This is a genomic window from Shewanella sp. NKUCC01_JLK (assembly GCF_019345615.1).
GTDB lineage: Bacteria > Pseudomonadota > Gammaproteobacteria > Enterobacterales > Shewanellaceae > Shewanella > Shewanella oncorhynchi.
Map to the genome: position 1 here is coordinate 43057 of NZ_JAHKRD010000024.1, position 15847 is coordinate 58903.

General features: G+C 45.5%; 13 protein-coding genes. 5 read left to right on the forward strand and 8 right to left on the reverse strand.

All coding sequences use genetic code 11. From position 1 onward, the window contains the following. Positions 1–9: 9 nt before the first annotated feature. The gene (gene glyQ, locus KO537_RS21335) at positions 10–915 is read right to left on the reverse strand and encodes a glycine--tRNA ligase subunit alpha (RefSeq protein WP_219235734.1); all 906 of its coding nucleotides are present in this window, start codon (positions 913–915) and stop codon (positions 10–12) included. Between the two features lie 117 nt (positions 916–1032). Here glyQ and KO537_RS21340 point away from each other — a divergent pair, with 117 nt between their 5' ends. Further along, entirely contained in the window at positions 1033–1623 is a 591-nt protein-coding gene (locus KO537_RS21340; RefSeq protein ID WP_168827609.1) for a DNA-3-methyladenine glycosylase I, read from the forward strand. A 171-nt stretch (positions 1624–1794) separates the two neighbouring features. On the opposite strand, the gene KO537_RS21345 is transcribed toward KO537_RS21340, so the two are convergent. From KO537_RS21345 to fadB, 6 genes are all read right to left on the reverse strand, one after another. After that, positions 1795–4983, reverse strand: a complete 3189-nt coding sequence (locus KO537_RS21345; RefSeq protein WP_219235736.1) for an amidohydrolase family protein — start codon at positions 4981–4983, stop codon at positions 1795–1797. Between the two features lie 244 nt (positions 4984–5227). Beyond that, complete coding sequence (locus KO537_RS21350; RefSeq protein ID WP_113941403.1) at positions 5228–5674, reverse strand: MOSC domain-containing protein; 447 nt, start codon at positions 5672–5674, stop codon at positions 5228–5230. Between the two features lie 48 nt (positions 5675–5722). Then, positions 5723–5968, reverse strand: a complete 246-nt coding sequence (tusA, locus tag KO537_RS21355; RefSeq protein WP_105250817.1) for a sulfurtransferase TusA — start codon at positions 5966–5968, stop codon at positions 5723–5725. Between the two features lie 175 nt (positions 5969–6143). After that, positions 6144–7310 (reverse strand): diguanylate cyclase, encoded by a 1167-nt coding sequence (locus KO537_RS21360; protein WP_105250818.1) that lies wholly within the window; start codon positions 7308–7310, stop codon positions 6144–6146. 244 nt (positions 7311–7554) lie between these two features. Further along, entirely contained in the window at positions 7555–8718 is a 1164-nt protein-coding gene (gene fadA / locus KO537_RS21365; protein ID WP_006083808.1) for an acetyl-CoA C-acyltransferase FadA, read from the reverse strand. A 22-nt stretch (positions 8719–8740) separates the two neighbouring features. Then, positions 8741–10891: a fatty acid oxidation complex subunit alpha FadB gene (gene fadB, locus KO537_RS21370; RefSeq protein ID WP_219235738.1), complete on the reverse strand. Its 2151-nt coding sequence runs from the start codon at positions 10889–10891 to the stop codon at positions 8741–8743. A 490-nt stretch (positions 10892–11381) separates the two neighbouring features. Between fadB and pepQ the strand changes: the two genes are divergently transcribed. The 4 genes from pepQ to hemG all read left to right on the forward strand — a co-directional run bounded on the left by pepQ (position 11382) and on the right by hemG (position 15408). Further along, positions 11382–12704, forward strand: coding sequence for a Xaa-Pro dipeptidase (pepQ, locus tag KO537_RS21375; protein WP_219235740.1), 1323 nt, complete (start codon positions 11382–11384; stop codon positions 12702–12704). Between the two features lie 27 nt (positions 12705–12731). Next, positions 12732–13346, forward strand: coding sequence for a YigZ family protein (locus tag KO537_RS21380; protein ID WP_105250820.1), 615 nt, complete (start codon positions 12732–12734; stop codon positions 13344–13346). Positions 13347–13423: 77 nt separating this feature from the next. After that, entirely contained in the window at positions 13424–14881 is a 1458-nt protein-coding gene (locus tag KO537_RS21385; protein ID WP_105250821.1) for a TrkH family potassium uptake protein, read from the forward strand. Between the two features lie 2 nt (positions 14882–14883). Then, positions 14884–15408, forward strand: coding sequence for a menaquinone-dependent protoporphyrinogen IX dehydrogenase (gene hemG, locus KO537_RS21390; protein ID WP_105250822.1), 525 nt, complete (start codon positions 14884–14886; stop codon positions 15406–15408). A gap of 63 nt (positions 15409–15471) precedes the next feature. On the opposite strand, the gene KO537_RS21395 is transcribed toward hemG, so the two are convergent. Beyond that, the gene (locus KO537_RS21395; protein ID WP_105250823.1) at positions 15472–15780 is read right to left on the reverse strand and encodes a metalloregulator ArsR/SmtB family transcription factor; all 309 of its coding nucleotides are present in this window, start codon (positions 15778–15780) and stop codon (positions 15472–15474) included. Positions 15781–15847 lie beyond the last annotated feature (67 nt).

A 15847-nucleotide genomic window follows, 5' to 3' on the forward strand; every position in this document is an offset into this window, starting at 1 on the left:
TTTTTACCTCTACTTACACATTGGGAAGCCAAGCGCTTCGCGTGCCTGATAATAAGATTCAGCGACCGCTTTCGCCATAGTACGAACGCGTAAGATGTAGCGTTGGCGCTCGGTAACTGAAATGGCATGGCGGGCATCGAGCAGGTTGAAGGCGTGTGAGGCTTTCATCACTTGCTCGTAGGCGGGCAGAGGTAAAGGTTTTTCTAGCGACAATAAATGCTGACACATTTTTTCGCACTGATCGAACAGGGTGAACATAAAGTCCACATCGGCGTGCTCGAAGTTATAGGTCGATTGCTCGACTTCATTTTGATGGAACACATCACCATAGGTGATGCGGCCCAGTGGACCATCGGTCCATACGAGATCATAAACACTATCTACGCCTTGGATATACATGGCCAGACGCTCTAGGCCATAGGTGATTTCACCTGTGACTGGGCTGCATTCGATGCCGCCAACCTGTTGGAAGTACGTAAACTGAGTCACTTCCATACCATTAAGCCAAACTTCCCAGCCTAAGCCCCAAGCACCTAGTGTTGGTGATTCCCAGTTATCTTCCACAAAGCGGATATCGTGGATTTGAGTATCAATACCCAGTGCTTGCAGTGAGCCTAAATACAGCTCTTGAATATTGTCAGGAGAAGGTTTCAACACGACTTGGAATTGGTAGTAGTGCTGCAGACGGTTAGGGTTTTCACCGTAACGACCATCCGTAGGGCGGCGCGATGGCTGCACATAGGCACTGCTCATAGGTTCAGGCCCTAAAGAACGTAGGAAAGTTTGTGGGTGGAATGTACCCGCGCCGACTTCCATATCTAAAGGTTGAACAATTGCACAGCCTTGCTGTGCCCAATATTCCTGCAGGGTGAGAATGAAACCCTGAAATGTTTTTACGTCGTGTTTTGTCGTCATGTCTACTTGTCTACTGCCGTCAGCCTGAATAGAAAATGGGTTCGATTATACCTTGTAGATATCTGCTTATGTAGGTTATTTTTTACCTTCTTAATTAAAACAATAAGGTTATATACCATGGAAGAGATCCGCTGTGGCTGGGTAAGTGATGATCCCTTGTATCGTGAGTATCACGACAAAGTGTGGGGGCGACCTGTTTATGATCCAAAGGAGCTGTTTGCTAAGTTGTGTTTAGATGGTCAACAGGCCGGATTATCTTGGATAACTATCCTGAAGAAGCAACAAAACTATGAACAGGCCTTTGCTAATTTTGAACCTGAGATTATTGCTACTTTCGATGAGGCGAAAGTAGAGGAGCTCATGTTGAATCCCGGTATAGTGCGCAATCGCTTGAAGGTGAACTCTATCATCAAGAATGCCAAAGGTTATTTAGCCTATACTGCCGATGGGAAGGATTTCTCTGCTTTTTTATGGAGCTTTGTGGGCGGTAAGCCCATAGTTAATCAAATTAGGGCAATGTCGCAGGTTCCGGCACAAACACCAGAATCTGAAGCCATGTCAAAAGCGTTGAAGAAACTCGGATTCAATTTTGTCGGCCCAACTATTTGTTATGCCTTTATGCAGGCGGTGGGTATGGTGAACGATCACCTTGTCGAGTGTATTGCTTATCAGGCCTGTGTCGATTCTTGTGCTGAGCATAGCCACTAGAATCATTAATCGTTGAGCTGACTGATATTAAAGAAAACTCTTGTAGAGTATCCAAATACAAAAAAGCATGTTCCACGTGGAACATGCTTTTTGAGCTTCGCTGGAACTCATCTTGTTAAACTTAAACGGTCTCAACAGGAAAGCTATTCTCCTTAGACTTAAAAGTAGCCCTTAGATTTTCTCAAAGAAAAACGGCTTACGCTGTGCTTTATCCCCATTAAGTTCATTCATAGTCTCTGCATCAAATAACTTACCATTGACCATAGTATGAGTGACTCTGTCGGTGACTCGAATGTCGGCTAATGGATCACCATCAATAACGATCAAGTCTGCGAGCTTACCTTCTTTGATAGAACCGAGTTGCTGCTCCATACCAAAGGTCGTCGCTGGATTAATGGTGGCCGTTTTCAACACTTCCATATTGCTCATGCCGCCTTGGGCAAACATCCACATTTCCCAATGTGCCGCTAAACCTTCACGCTGACCGTGGGCGCCAATATTTGGGTGAACCCCTAACTTATTGAGCTCGTTAGCAACCTTAGCAACATTGAAATGATTGTAGTGGCTCTCTGGTGCATGGGGGCGTCGCATTGATCTTGCTTGTAAAATATCGGCTGGCACATACATGGATAGGCGTGGATGTGCCCACACATCGGTTTTATCATACCAGAAGTTTTCACCAGAAATACCACCATAGGCAACCACTAAGGTTGGCGTGTAACCAACTTTAGTCTGGCTCCAAAACTGTTTGATATCGTTATAGATTGAACCAACGGGGAGTGAGTGCTCAATCGTAGCATGTCCATCGGCGACCATGCTTAAATTATGTTGCAGCAAGCTACCACCTTCAGGGACAACCATCATTTCAAGTTCACGTGCGGCAGCGATAACTTGCTGCCTCTGATTTCGGCGCGGCTGGTTGTAGCTTTTTACGCTAAACGCCCCGACTTTTTTTAGACGTTCAAGATGGAATTTGGCATCATCCAATGAGTCTATGTGCGATGTGTAACCCGGTGCATTTGCGCCATAGAGTATGGTGCCGGTGGAGAATATTCGTGGGCCAACAATATTGCCTGCTTTTTGTTGCTCAGATGCGGCAAAGATTTCTGTAGTGTCATTCGATGGATCGTGAATAGTGGTGACACCCAAGGATAAGCCTGAATACAGCGCCCAGTTCTGTTGTGGCACAATTTCATCATCTGCTTGCGGTCCATGGGCGTGGGCATCGAATAGTCCTGGCATGATGGATTTGCCTTTGATGTCGATGATCTGCGCATCCTTAGGAATCGCAACATTGGCATCACCTACGGCGACAATATGATTGTCTTTGACTATGACCACACCATTATCAATCACCTGGTCATTTTCCATCGTAATCACTTTACCGCCGACGAAGGCGATTGTTCCACGTGGAACATCGGCCTTTTCGGTAAAGCCTAAATCGATAATGCTTGGTTGTGCCTTTTCATCTTTGTCGCGATATTGAGTGTCAACCTTGGCTTGGTACAACTCGGGGCCAAGAGTCCAATAGAGTTGGTCGCTTTTACTGTTCCAACTGATACTTTCGCCCGCACGGGCACTCAATTGGCTTACAGGTAGATTGCTGGCATTGGGGCCAATCTCAACTGTCTCGCCGTGTTTAGCAAAAGGTGTTACCCAAACTTTAAAGCGTTCAGCAAAGGCGAGTTGCTCACCATCGGGTGAAACCCTAAATTCAGTTGCATGTTTGCTGCTGTAATGAACCCGCTTATCGAAGCCGTCTAAGTTGATCGATGATAATTGCGGCGTTTCATCTTCGCTGCTATTCATAAAAAAGACGCGATCGGCATTGGCACCGAATTGAGCTTGATAGCCATCGGTACTGATCTTGCTATTTTGTTTACCTTTAATATCGACTTTATATAGCCCGGGCTCCTGCGACCAAGTTCTTGGTGTGAGGTTACCGCCTTGAGTTTTACGATACACTACGAGTTCACCATTGGGTGAAAAGGTGGGTTCGACATACTTTCCTGGTTCAGATGTTAGCTGCTTAGGTTTGCCACCTTTGGCGCTAATCACTTGTACTGTGCCTTGGTCTTGGTCATTCCAAGTGGTGAAAACAATATTTTTACCATCGCGCGACCATTGGGGATAAAGTTCTGCAATATTTTTGTCTAGATCAGTTAAGCGCGACATTCTGCCATCGGGTAAGGATTTTAACCAAATTTTCCCCAGTGCTTCGAAGGCGACTTTGCTACCATCCGGTGAGACTTGCGCCATACGTAGCATTTTTACATCGAAAACGTCTTTATCGATATCTTGCTTAAAGCGCACCGAGGGTTGTATGGCTAACTCAGTTTTTACACTAAAGGGGATATCTGTGAGTGTTTTATTGGCAACATTCAGACGATTAATTTTTCCCTTAGCCCAGAAGAAAATATCCTTGTTATCTTGTGTCCATGCCATTGTTGGATAGACGCCATGAATGGCCCAAGTCTCTTGCATATCACGGTCAAGTTCGCCAAACAGTTTAGTCGTCTCTCCCGACTTAAGGTCGAGTAGGTAGAGTGATGACTGAAAATCATCGCGCTTAATATAGGCGAGCTTAGTGCCGTCTGGGCTCGGCGTTGGCCGAATTGCACCACCCGTGCCTTCGATTAATACTTCAATCTCACCAGTTTGAGTATCGTAGCGTTTTATTTTGTAGATACCGTTGACCGAATCCTTTGAGTAATGGAATGTTTTACCCGGCGTGTCATCTTGGCTAAAGTAGATATAGCGACCATCGGGTGAATACGCGGGTTCACCTAAATCTTTCTCATCATTAGGACGTTCGGTCAATTTAACGCCTTCACCACCCGCAACGTGGTATAGCCACACTTCGCCCGCACCCAAACTACGACTGGCGGTAAAGTGCTTACGGGCAACCAGATACTGGGAGTCTGGGCTCCAAGCTGGACTGTTTAGCAGCCTGAAGGTTTCTTGGGTAACTGTTCTTGGGTTTTTACCATCAGCATCCATAATCCAAATGTTATCACCACCATCACCATCGGACGTAAAAGCAATGTGCTTGCCATCAGGGCTATAGACGGGCTGCATCTGCCAAGCTATGCCTTGGGCTAATGGCTTAGCTTCACCGCCTGTTACTGGAATTTGGTAGATGTCACCGAGTAAGTCGAAGACGATATGCTTACCATCTGGACTGACACTTAAGTTCATCCAAGTGCCTTCATTAACATCAACTTTGACTTGCACTAAGGGAGCATTCGCTGGAGCGTTAACATTCCAAGTCGATTCTTTCGTTTCTGTGGCGTTAACTGCGAGGGTATTCATCCCAAGAGTGAGGGCAATATAAAGCGGGGTAAGTTTAGAGTTAAACATGTCACTTCCTGTTATCGTTCTTATGGGCTACATGATCGGTATTAATCACAAGATAAAGTTTTGTTAATACTTGGTGTAGTTATCGCATAAATAGATAGGAAGGAAAACGTAAATACTGTTTCAATTGATGTTCGAGCTAGAAAGCTGATATTTATATTAGGATTGGGACAACAGAAATAGAACCAAGTTATTTGGTTCTATTTATAGAGGAGTATGGAGAACTAGCTGAGATAGGCTGATTGGATTAGCGAGGAAAGAAAATTGCTATCTCATCACCTAGGTGGATCATGGCATCATTTAATACCCTGCATGTAACACCTCCTCGCCAATCTGGGGTGAGTGCGGCTTCTAAACCGACATGTGCAATTTCCATTTTTTTACAGGGATCGGTCTCACCTGTAATTTCAAGTAGTAACTCACCAATCTGTAAATGTTTACCAACATCTGCGCTGCTAAATACCAGACCATCAACGAGCAGATTTGCTCTGCGAGTCGTCCAAGGCAATTCTGCCTCGATAGCACGACAGGCTTGTTGCCATTGTAGTTTGGAAAGCACAGTTACTTGGCGTTTGCCAGGACGACCAAATACATCTTTCTCTACACCATTTAACTGGGTGACATTGGCACAGAGAACCTCATTCATTGGGCCGCGCTTTACAGTTTTATAGGCAATTGCCAGCAGTTTTGGCATAGTTCCTCACATCCTTTTTTAATGATTAAGTCGCTAAAACGATACGACTTAAAGTCCTTTTTTGATCAAATATTGGTATGGCGTCTGAGCCGTTTCGCTGGCGATAAGGGTGTGATCCATAAACTCACAGAAGCTTGGAATATCGCGTGTCGTTGCAGGGTCATCGGCAATGATCAGCAGTGTCTCGCCAGCAGCCATTTGTCTTACCGTTTTACGCACCATCATTACAGGTTCTGGGCAACGTAAGCCAAGTGCATCGAGCCTATGCTGTGCGGTTGAGAAAGCGTCGTTCATATTACCTCTACTGAACGGTTAAGCAGAATTAGCTAATGTTACTCCAGCCCCCATGATAAACCAAGTTGGTGGTCTCAATTTGTGATGTGGTTTGATTGGTGTGCTTTTTGTCGTTACCAAAGCTAGAGATAAAATGTTCCACGTGGAACAAACTTATGGCTGATAGTAATTAACATTACTCAACGGCTTTATCAGCAGCGCTTTGAGATTGAGAGATTGGATGGATGACAGCTGTACTATTCTCTGGTGCTAAATCATTTGCAGCTGCCATAGTTTGTTGCTGCAATTTGGACGCCCGTTTGTAGCTATACATTTTTTGATCGGCTTTATGAATTAAGCTATTGGCTTCTTCATATTCATAGGGGCCAGTATCTGTAATGCCAAAGCTTAAGGAAATATTGTTTAGACTGAGTTTTATTTTTTGATTAAACCGAGTGATGAAATTCTCGCGAGCTTGTTCCTCACGACAATTAGGCATGATGATACAGAACTCATCTCCACCATATCGAAAACAATGATCTTCAGCACGAGTGGTTTCTTTAATCGCTTTTGCGACAGCACAAAGTACTTCATCACCTGATCTATGGCCTTGAGTGTCATTAAATAATTTAAAATCATCTACATCTAAGTAGATGACACATACAGGCTCGGCGCGTCTTTGGGCAGCTCTGAGTATGCGAGTTGCGGTTTCTTGTAAGTGCCTTACGTTGAGCAAACCTGTTAAGGGATCGGTTTGCGAGAGTTCTTCTAACTGCTGGGTCCGCTCTTTGACTTTGCTTTCCATGCTTTGGGCATATTTCTCAGCCTTATCTTTAGCGTTCTCAATCTCGGAGACTAAGCTGCGAATATAAGTATCGAATACTAGCGTGACATCAAACAGCACGAGTTTATCAATTGCGGCTCGAATACGTTCGGCTTGACGTACATCTTGTACTGAGCCGTTGATCACTGCATAGATCAACTCCTTGAGTGTGTGTACCGCAGACAGGTAAAGTTTGGGCTCAACACCAATGCGTTTATGGACTAAACCAATCCGTAGGCGATTGTTTACGTACTCAAGATCATAAACACCATTAAATAAATCAAGCACATATCTTCTCTGTGCGGTACGCAGGCGGGCAAGGGTGTCTGAGTCTCCAATCAAGAGCGCAATTTCTGACACACTGGTTTGTAAGCCGTAAAAGTCATCGACGATTTTATCGATGTTTTCTTCGATGATAGGCTTAAAGGATTGCAGGGCCTTTACATCTCCCCCAGTAAAAGAGAAGAGCGCTTTACGAGACTCGATCTCCAGCTCAGTGATCCGCATTTGTTCGAAAAGGGTCTGTTCCGTTTGTAGCATCAGGCATTCCTCTGGTAAAACAACGAATTGCATCCTTGCACTACACTGCCTAGATTTGGCTGATGATTGCTTGCCTGTTGTCGTCCACAATAGCCAGTAATGCCCTTGTAGTTAAGTCGATAACGGACTGATTTTCAAATGAACAGCAGAAGAAATGAGAAATATTAATATTTACGATGGCAGAATATTTGGCATAAAAAAAACCGGAACAAGTTCCGGCTTTGATAATTATTCGATTAACGAATTAAACACGTTCGAACACAGTGGCGATACCTTGGCCTAAACCAATACACATGGTCGCTAAACCTAAGGTCGCGTCTTTGTCTTCCATCAAGTTGATCAGCGTCGTAGAGATACGCGCACCTGAACAACCCAGTGGGTGACCTAGTGCAATCGCGCCGCCGTTGAGGTTGATTTTGTCGTCAACCACATCCGCTAAGCCTAAATCTTTCACACAAGGTAAAGACTGAGCTGCAAACGCTTCGTTCAGTTCAATCACATCTAAATCGGCAACTGTGATACCGGCACGAGCCAGCGCTTTTTGCGTGGCTGGAACAGGGCCGTAACCCATGATCGCAGCATCACAACCCGCAACCGCCATAGAGCGAATACGTGCACGAATTGGTAAGCCAAGTGCGCGCGCTTTAGATTCTTCCATGATCAACATGGCTGAAGCGCCATCAGACAGTGCAGAAGAAGTACCCGCAGTGACAGTACCGTTGACTGGATCAAATACCGGACGCAGTGCTGCTAGAGATTCCATTGTGGTTTCTGGGCGGATCACTTCGTCTTGGAGGACTTTAATTAAGGCACCGTTAGCATCGTGACCTTCAATGCCATAGATTTCCTTAGCAAAACGGCCTTCAACTGTGGCTGCATAAGCGCGTTGATGAGAACGTACCGCAAAAGCATCTTGCTGCTCACGGGTAATACCGTGCAATTTACCCAGCATTTCAGCCGTTAACCCCATCATGCCAGAGGCTTTTGCCACGTTATTAGCAAGACCTGGGTGGAAGTCGACACCATGGCTCATAGGCACGTGGCCCATGTGTTCTACGCCACCAATAATAAAGGTGTCGCCCATGCCAGTCATAATCGCCCGCGCAGCTTGATGGATAGCATCCATTGACGAACCACATAGGCGGTTAACCGTCACAGCGCCAGCGGTCTTTGGAATGCCGGCTAATAGTGAAGCATTACGGGCAATGTTGAAGCCTTGCTCTAGGGTTTGTTGCACACAACCCCAAATCACGTCTTCAATTAGGTTTGGGTCGAGTTGCGGATTACGCAGCAACAGACCTTTCATCAATTCGGCAGACAGAGTTTCTGCACGTACATTACGAAATACGCCAGCCTTTGAGCGGCCCATCGGAGTACGGATGCAGTCTACGATAACAGCTTGTTTCATGATTAAATTCCTTTCCCGCTAATTAGGCTTGGTAGTAGCTACCGTTATTGGCTGCTAATGTACGCATCGCATCTGTGACTTGATACAGACCGCCCAAGTGAGCATATTTGTCTGCTAAGGCCACAAAGTTTGCGACACCCATGGTATCCAAATAACGGAACACGCCGCCTCTGAATGGCGGGAAACCTAAGCCATAAACTAGGCCCATATCCGCTTCGGCTGGTGATGCGACAATACCTTCTTCTAAACAGCGCACGGTTTCGATGATCATAGGGATCATAGTACGGGCAATAATGTCATCGGCTTCAAAGGCTTTTAACTCGCCAAAGGCCGCTTTCAATAGGCCGTAGCTCGTTGGATCGACATCTTTCTTCGGTTTACCACGGCTATCGACTGAATAGACATAGAAACCTTTGCCATTTTTCTGGCCAAGACGTTTGTTCTCAAACATCACATCAATCGCATCAGTGCCTGATTTACCCATTCGATCAGGGAAACCTTCAGCCATAACGGCTTGGGCGTGATGACCTGTGTCTAAACCCACTACGTCGAGCAGGTAAGCAGGGCCCATTGGCCAACCGAATTGTTTTTCCATTACCTTGTCGATTGCAGCAAAGTCGCCACCTTCGGCAAGTAAGCCGTTAAAGCCTGCAAAGTAAGGGAAGAGTACGCGGTTAACGAAGAAGCCTGGGCAATCGTTTACCACGATTGGGGTTTTGCCCATTTTGCTGGCGTAAGCCACAACAGAGGCGATGGTTTCTTCAGAACTGTGCTCACCACGGATAACTTCTACCAACGGCATTTTGTGCACTGGGTTGAAGAAATGCATACCGCAGAAACGCTCAGGTTTCTTCATGCTCTTAGCGAGCAAGTTGATTGAAATCGTTGAGGTGTTTGACGCGATAATTGCATCTTCACTCACATAGCCTTCAACTTCGGCTAAAACCTGTGCTTTAATTTTTGGATGTTCAACAACGGCTTCAACGACGACATCACTGTGTTTGAGCGCAGCATAATCCAATGAAGGCGTGATGTTGTTCAGCACTTTGGCCATTTTTTCTGGCGTTGAACGACCACGAGCAACTTGGGCAGACAGCAGTTTGGCGGCTTCATTGAGGCCTAAATCTAATGCTGGCTGGGCAATGTCTTTCATGACAATCGGTGTGCCTTTACTGGCGCTTTGGTAGGCGATACCGCCGCCCATAATGCCAGCACCTAATACGGCAGCGTTTTTCACTTCTTTGGCTAATTTACCCGCTTTTTTCGCTTTGCCTTTAACGAATTGATCATTAAGGAAGATACCGATAAGCGCTTTAGCAACGTCAGTTTTAGCCAGTTTGATAAAGGCTTGATGCTCGATTTGCAGTGCTTCGGTGCGGCCTTTAGTTGATGCTTGCTCAATTACGCTTACTGCGGCCATTGGTGCAGGGTAGTGTTTACCCGCAACCGCAAACACCATGCCTTTGGCTGTGGTGAATGACATCATAGCTTCAAGTTTTGGCAGTGTTAGTGCAGACAGCTTGCGGTTACGACGCGCTTGCCAATCCAACTTTTCAGCAACAGCATCTTTGAGCATTTGAATCGCAGCCGCTTCTAATGCTTCTGGCGCAACCACAGCATCCACAGCACCGACTTTCAGTGCATCTTCAGCGCGTTGGTCGTTACCTGTGGTGATCCATTCAAGTGCGTTATCTGCACCAATCACACGTGGCAGACGAACTGTGCCGCCAAAGCCTGGGATGATGCCGAGTTTAGTTTCAGGTAAACCGATTTTGGCTGTGGTATCTGCGATACGAAAATCCGTTGCCAGAATGGTTTCACAGCCGCCACCTAAGGCAAAGCCTTTGATTGCAGATGCTGTTGGGAAAGGTAAGTCTTCGAGTTTGTTGAAGACAGCGTTGGCTTGTTCAACCCAAGAGAGCAGTACGGCGTCATCTTGTGCGAATAGGCCTAAAAATTCGGTAATGTCGGCACCCACAATAAAGGTATCTTTACTTGAGGTCAGCACTAACGCTTTGATATTGGAATTTTGCTTGATGCTGTCTAATGCGGCATCGAGCGAAGCGAGGGTTTCTCTGTCGAATTTGTTCACCGAACCGGGTGCGTTAAAGCACAGCTTGGCAATATTATCCTCGAGTAACTCAACTTGAATTGTAGGACTTTGGTAGATCATTGCTTGCTTCCTTTTGGCTTAAAAGTGATACCCACCATTATGTGTTGGTGCTAGTACGACTCTCTATCTCACAGCAGCTTCGGCCATCATTTGACCAGTTGTGTGCCAGTGTGCTTCGAAATTCGATAAATTACAACACCCAATTTAAACGACTGTTTAATTTCTTGTCGGCTAGAGTGATTTTTCACCTTTGTGATACACTGCACAGAGTGTAGAACACCTAGAATGCGTTAAATCACTTTGTGGATAAATAGGTCTTTGTGGCTGTTTTCCTTAGACGTTTAAACGCTGTAGCCATGCTAGGGTTGAATAGAATTATTAAAAATAATCATGATGTTATCGCTTTAATGCTCTTTATTCAGCAGCCATGTATTTTAGATTGAGTGACAGTTTAACGTTTTGATTGAATCTGTTGTTCATGATCAGATTAAGATTATGTGGGCAAATTTGGCTCATAATATTAACTTTTATTCATTGCAGGAGATGACAAATGGATCAGTTGGCTCATCACTATCGTGCCCATATTGCCGAGTTAAACCGCCGAGTCGCAGAGATTTTGTCTCGAGAAGCCTTGTCTGGTTTAGTGATCCATTCGGGTCAGCCGCATCGGATGTTTTTGGATGATATCAATTATCCCTTTAAAGCAAACCCGCACTTCAAGGCATGGTTGCCAGTGTTGGATAATCCGAATTGCTGGTTAGTCGTCAATGGTCGCGATAAGCCGCAGCTGATTTTTTATCGTCCTGTGGATTTTTGGCACAAAGTATCCGATGTGCCGGATATGTTCTGGACCGAGCATTTTGATATTAAGCTGTTAACTAAGGCCGATAAGGTCGCTGAGCTGTTACCTAAAGACACAGTTAATTGGGCTTATTTGGGTGAGCATTTAGATGTAGCCGAAGTGCTGGGTTTTACCAGTCGCAATCCCGATGCTGTGATGAGCTATTTGCATTACCACAGAACCACTAAAACTGAATATGAGCTGGAATGTATGCGCCGCGCCAACCAAATTGCGGTGCAGGGACATTTGGCTGCTAAAAATGCGTTTTATAACGGTGCGAGTGAGTTCGAGATCCAACAGCATTATTTATCTGCCGTGGGCCAGAGCGAAAATGAAGTGCCTTACGGCAATATTATCGCTCTTAATCAAAATGCGGCGATTTTGCATTACACCGCGCTCGAGCATCAAAGCCCTGCGAAACGTTTGTCTTTTCTTATTGATGCGGGCGCGAGTTACTTTGGCTATGCGTCTGATATCACTAGAACCTATGCATTTGAGAAGAATCGTTTCGATGAGTTGATCGCTGCGATGAATAAGGCGCAGCTGGAGCTCATCGACATGATGCGCCCTGGCGTGCGTTATCCTGATTTACACTTAGCGACTCACGCTAAAGTCGCGCAAATGCTATTGGATTTTGATTTAGCCACGGGTGATGCCCAAGGTTTGGTTGATCAAGGCATTACCAGTGCTTTCTTCCCCCATGGTTTAGGCCACATGTTAGGTTTACAAGTGCATGATGTGGGTGGCTTCTCCCACGATGAGCGCGGTACCCATATTGCGGCGCCCGAGGCCCATCCATTCTTGCGCTGCACCCGCATTTTAGCGCCAAACCAAGTGCTGACTATGGAACCTGGGTTATACATCATAGATACTGTGCTCAATGAGCTTAAACAAGATAGTCGTGGCCTGCAGATCAACTGGCAAACGATTGATGAGTTAAGGCCTTTTGGCGGTATTCGTATCGAAGATAACGTCATAGTGCATCAAGATAGAAACGAGAACATGACCCGTGAGCTCGGTTTAGCCGATTGATGTTTGAAAATAGATTAGGGCGAATTCGTGCTCGAAAGTTATAACGTTCCCTGTGATGAAATCGTCATTGAAGAAGAGATAAAGCATAGTCGCTTTATCTCTTTTCTCTTTCATTGCGATAGCGTCGATAAATTAAAGTTAGTACTTACTGACATAAAGCGTGACTATCCCGGCGCAAGCCACTATTGCTCAGCTTTTGTTGCTGGCGCACCGGATGATAGCGTCTTAATTGGTTCGAGTGATGACGGTGAGCCCGCTGGCAGTGCAGGCCGCCCTATGTTAGCTGTGTTGCAAGGGGCACATATTGGCGAAGTTGGCGCCGTTGTCGTGCGTTACTATGGCGGTACTAAGCTAGGCGTAGGTGGACTCGTTCGGGCTTATACGTCGGGCTTAAGGCAAGGCTTGATTCAATTACCGACGCGACTCAAACAGTTACGGTATCCCGCCAAGTTGCATTGTGATTATGCGCAGTTGCGCGATGTCGAGCATCTATTACAGCAAGTGGATGCCGTGATCATCGATAAGCAATTTGCCGCAGCGGTCGATATTGTGTTTGAGATAGGGCGAGAGCAACAGGCATGGCTTTGTGAGTCGCTGGCGACACTGAGTCAAGGAAGTTTGAGGCCCGAGTTTGAGCTGTGATGCCTGCGTAAATTATGCCAAAATAGCCCAAATGCTGAAAATACCTTTACAGCCAATGGAATAATTGAACTCGCGTAATGCAATATAAAACCATAATTAGAATCATAGGCCTGCTGATTGGTTTATTTTCAATCACTATGCTGCCACCAGCACTGATCGCTGTTTGGTATAACGATGGCGGCGGCACGGCGTTTATGCAGGCATTTTTTGTTAGCCTATTTATTGGTTTTTGGCTCTGGTATCCGAACCGCCACTGCAAAGAAGAATTGCGTACGCGAGAGGGCTTCCTGATTGTCGTGCTGTTCTGGACTGTACTGGGTTCTATTGGTGCCTTGCCGTTTATCTTTTCGAGTCAGCCAGACTTAAGCTGGACAGACAGCTTCTTTGAATCTTTTTCTGCGTTAACCACCACCGGAGCCACTGTCATTGTCGGGCTCGATTTTTTACCTAAGGCCATTTTGTTTTACCGCCATATGCTGCAATGGCTTGGCGGCATGGGGATTATTGTGCTCGCAGTGGCTATTTTACCTGTGCTCGGTGTGGGAGGAATGCAGCTTTATCGCGCTGAAATTCCGGGGCCTGTGAAAGACAGTAAGATGACCCCGCGGATAGCCGAAACTGCTAAAGCACTGTGGTATATCTATTTACTGCTAACGATTTCCTGTGCGACGGCTTATTGGTGGGCGGGCATGAGTATTTTTGACGCCATTTGTCATTCATTTTCGACCATAGCCATCGGAGGTTTTTCGACCCACGATGCCAGTATGGGCTATTTCGATAGTCCTACTATTAATCTTATTTGTGTGTTCTTTTTAATTGTTTCTGCGGTTAACTTTAGCGTGCATTTTGCGGCATTCTCACGACGTGGGATTAACGTTAGAGTCTATTTTAAAGATGCTGAATTTAAGATGCTGGTGGCGATTCAACTTATTCTCACAGCGATTTGTTTCTTCACGCTTTATCGTTCTGGTATTTATGATTCGCCAGAAGAAACCTTAGATCATGCTTTATTTCAGGCAGTTTCAGTTGCCACTACGGCTGGATTTGGCACTGATAGCTTCCATCTGTGGCCCTTATTTTTACCCATACTATTAATGTTTTCGAGTTTTATCGGTGGCTGTGGTGGCTCAACTGCGGGTGGGATTAAGGTCATTCGAGTAATTTTACTGCTGTTACAGGGTTCCCGTGAATTGAAACGACTCGTTCACCCTAAGGCAATGTTTTCGATTAGGATTGGCTCTAAAGCCTTGCCCGATCGCGTGGTTGATGCTGTTTGGGGATTCTTTTCTGCCTATGCGCTGGTGTTTGTGATTTGTATGCTTGCACTCATGGCGATGGGATTAGATGATATTACGGCTTTTAGTGCCACGGCGGCATGCTTAAACAACTTAGGCCCAGGTTTAGGTGAGGTAGCGAGCAATTATGCCAGTATTGGTGATGGAGCCAAGTGGGTATTGGTCGTGGCTATGCTGTTTGGTCGCCTCGAAGTATTTACCTTACTGATTTTGTTTACGCCAACTTTTTGGAAGAATTAATCATGCAGACGTTAATAATCTATTCGACGATAGATGGCCAAACATTGGCAATTTGCCAAAAAATGAAGACGATTGCTGAACAGGCGGGAGAGCAGGTTTCGCTCGCCACATTAGAGCAGGCGGAAGCGTTGAGTCTAGTGGATTTTGATAAAGTGCTGATTGGTGCCAGTATTCGTTATGGTAAACATAGACCAGAGCTTTATCAGTATGTGAATCGCCACCATGCAGTGCTAGATACTAAGATTAATGGTTTTTTTACCGTTAATGTAGTGGCGCGCAAATCCTTAAAAAATACGCCTGAAACCAATCCTTATATGCAAAAGTTTCTCAAGCTTTCACTGTGGCAACCCCAGCTGTTAGAAGTGTTTGCAGGCAAGATTGATTACCCTAAATACGGTTTCTTCGATCGGACCATGATACGTTTTATCATGTGGTTGACTAAAGGGCCAACGGATATCACAGGCACTTTTGAGTTTACCGATTGGGCAAAAGTCGATGCCTTCGGTAACCGTTTTAGCCAACATTAAAAACCATTAAGCCCTAATTACTTGCAAGAGGTTAGGGCTTAAATTTAGGCTAATTTTGCAGTGTTAGGCCGCGCAGTAGCGGCTATGCAGAATCGAAATCACTTGGGTGACTTGCTCGTTCTTGAGTTTATAGTAAACAATCTGCGAGCTCTTACGGGTATCCACGAGATCTTCTGCGCGTAATACGGCTAAATGCTGGGATAGGGCCGACTGGCTTAATGGCACTGTGGCGTTGAGCTCGGTTACGCTCAACTCTTTGTCTAGTAATAGACATAAAATCATTAGGCGATAAGGGTTCGCTATGGCCTTGAGCCATTTAGCCGCACTTTCCGCATTAGTTACCATTGCATCTACATCTATATCATTTTGCATAAGGTCACTCACTTTATCGCTTTTGATTAGATAATTCTAATTGAACACATGTGTTTACGCAATCATA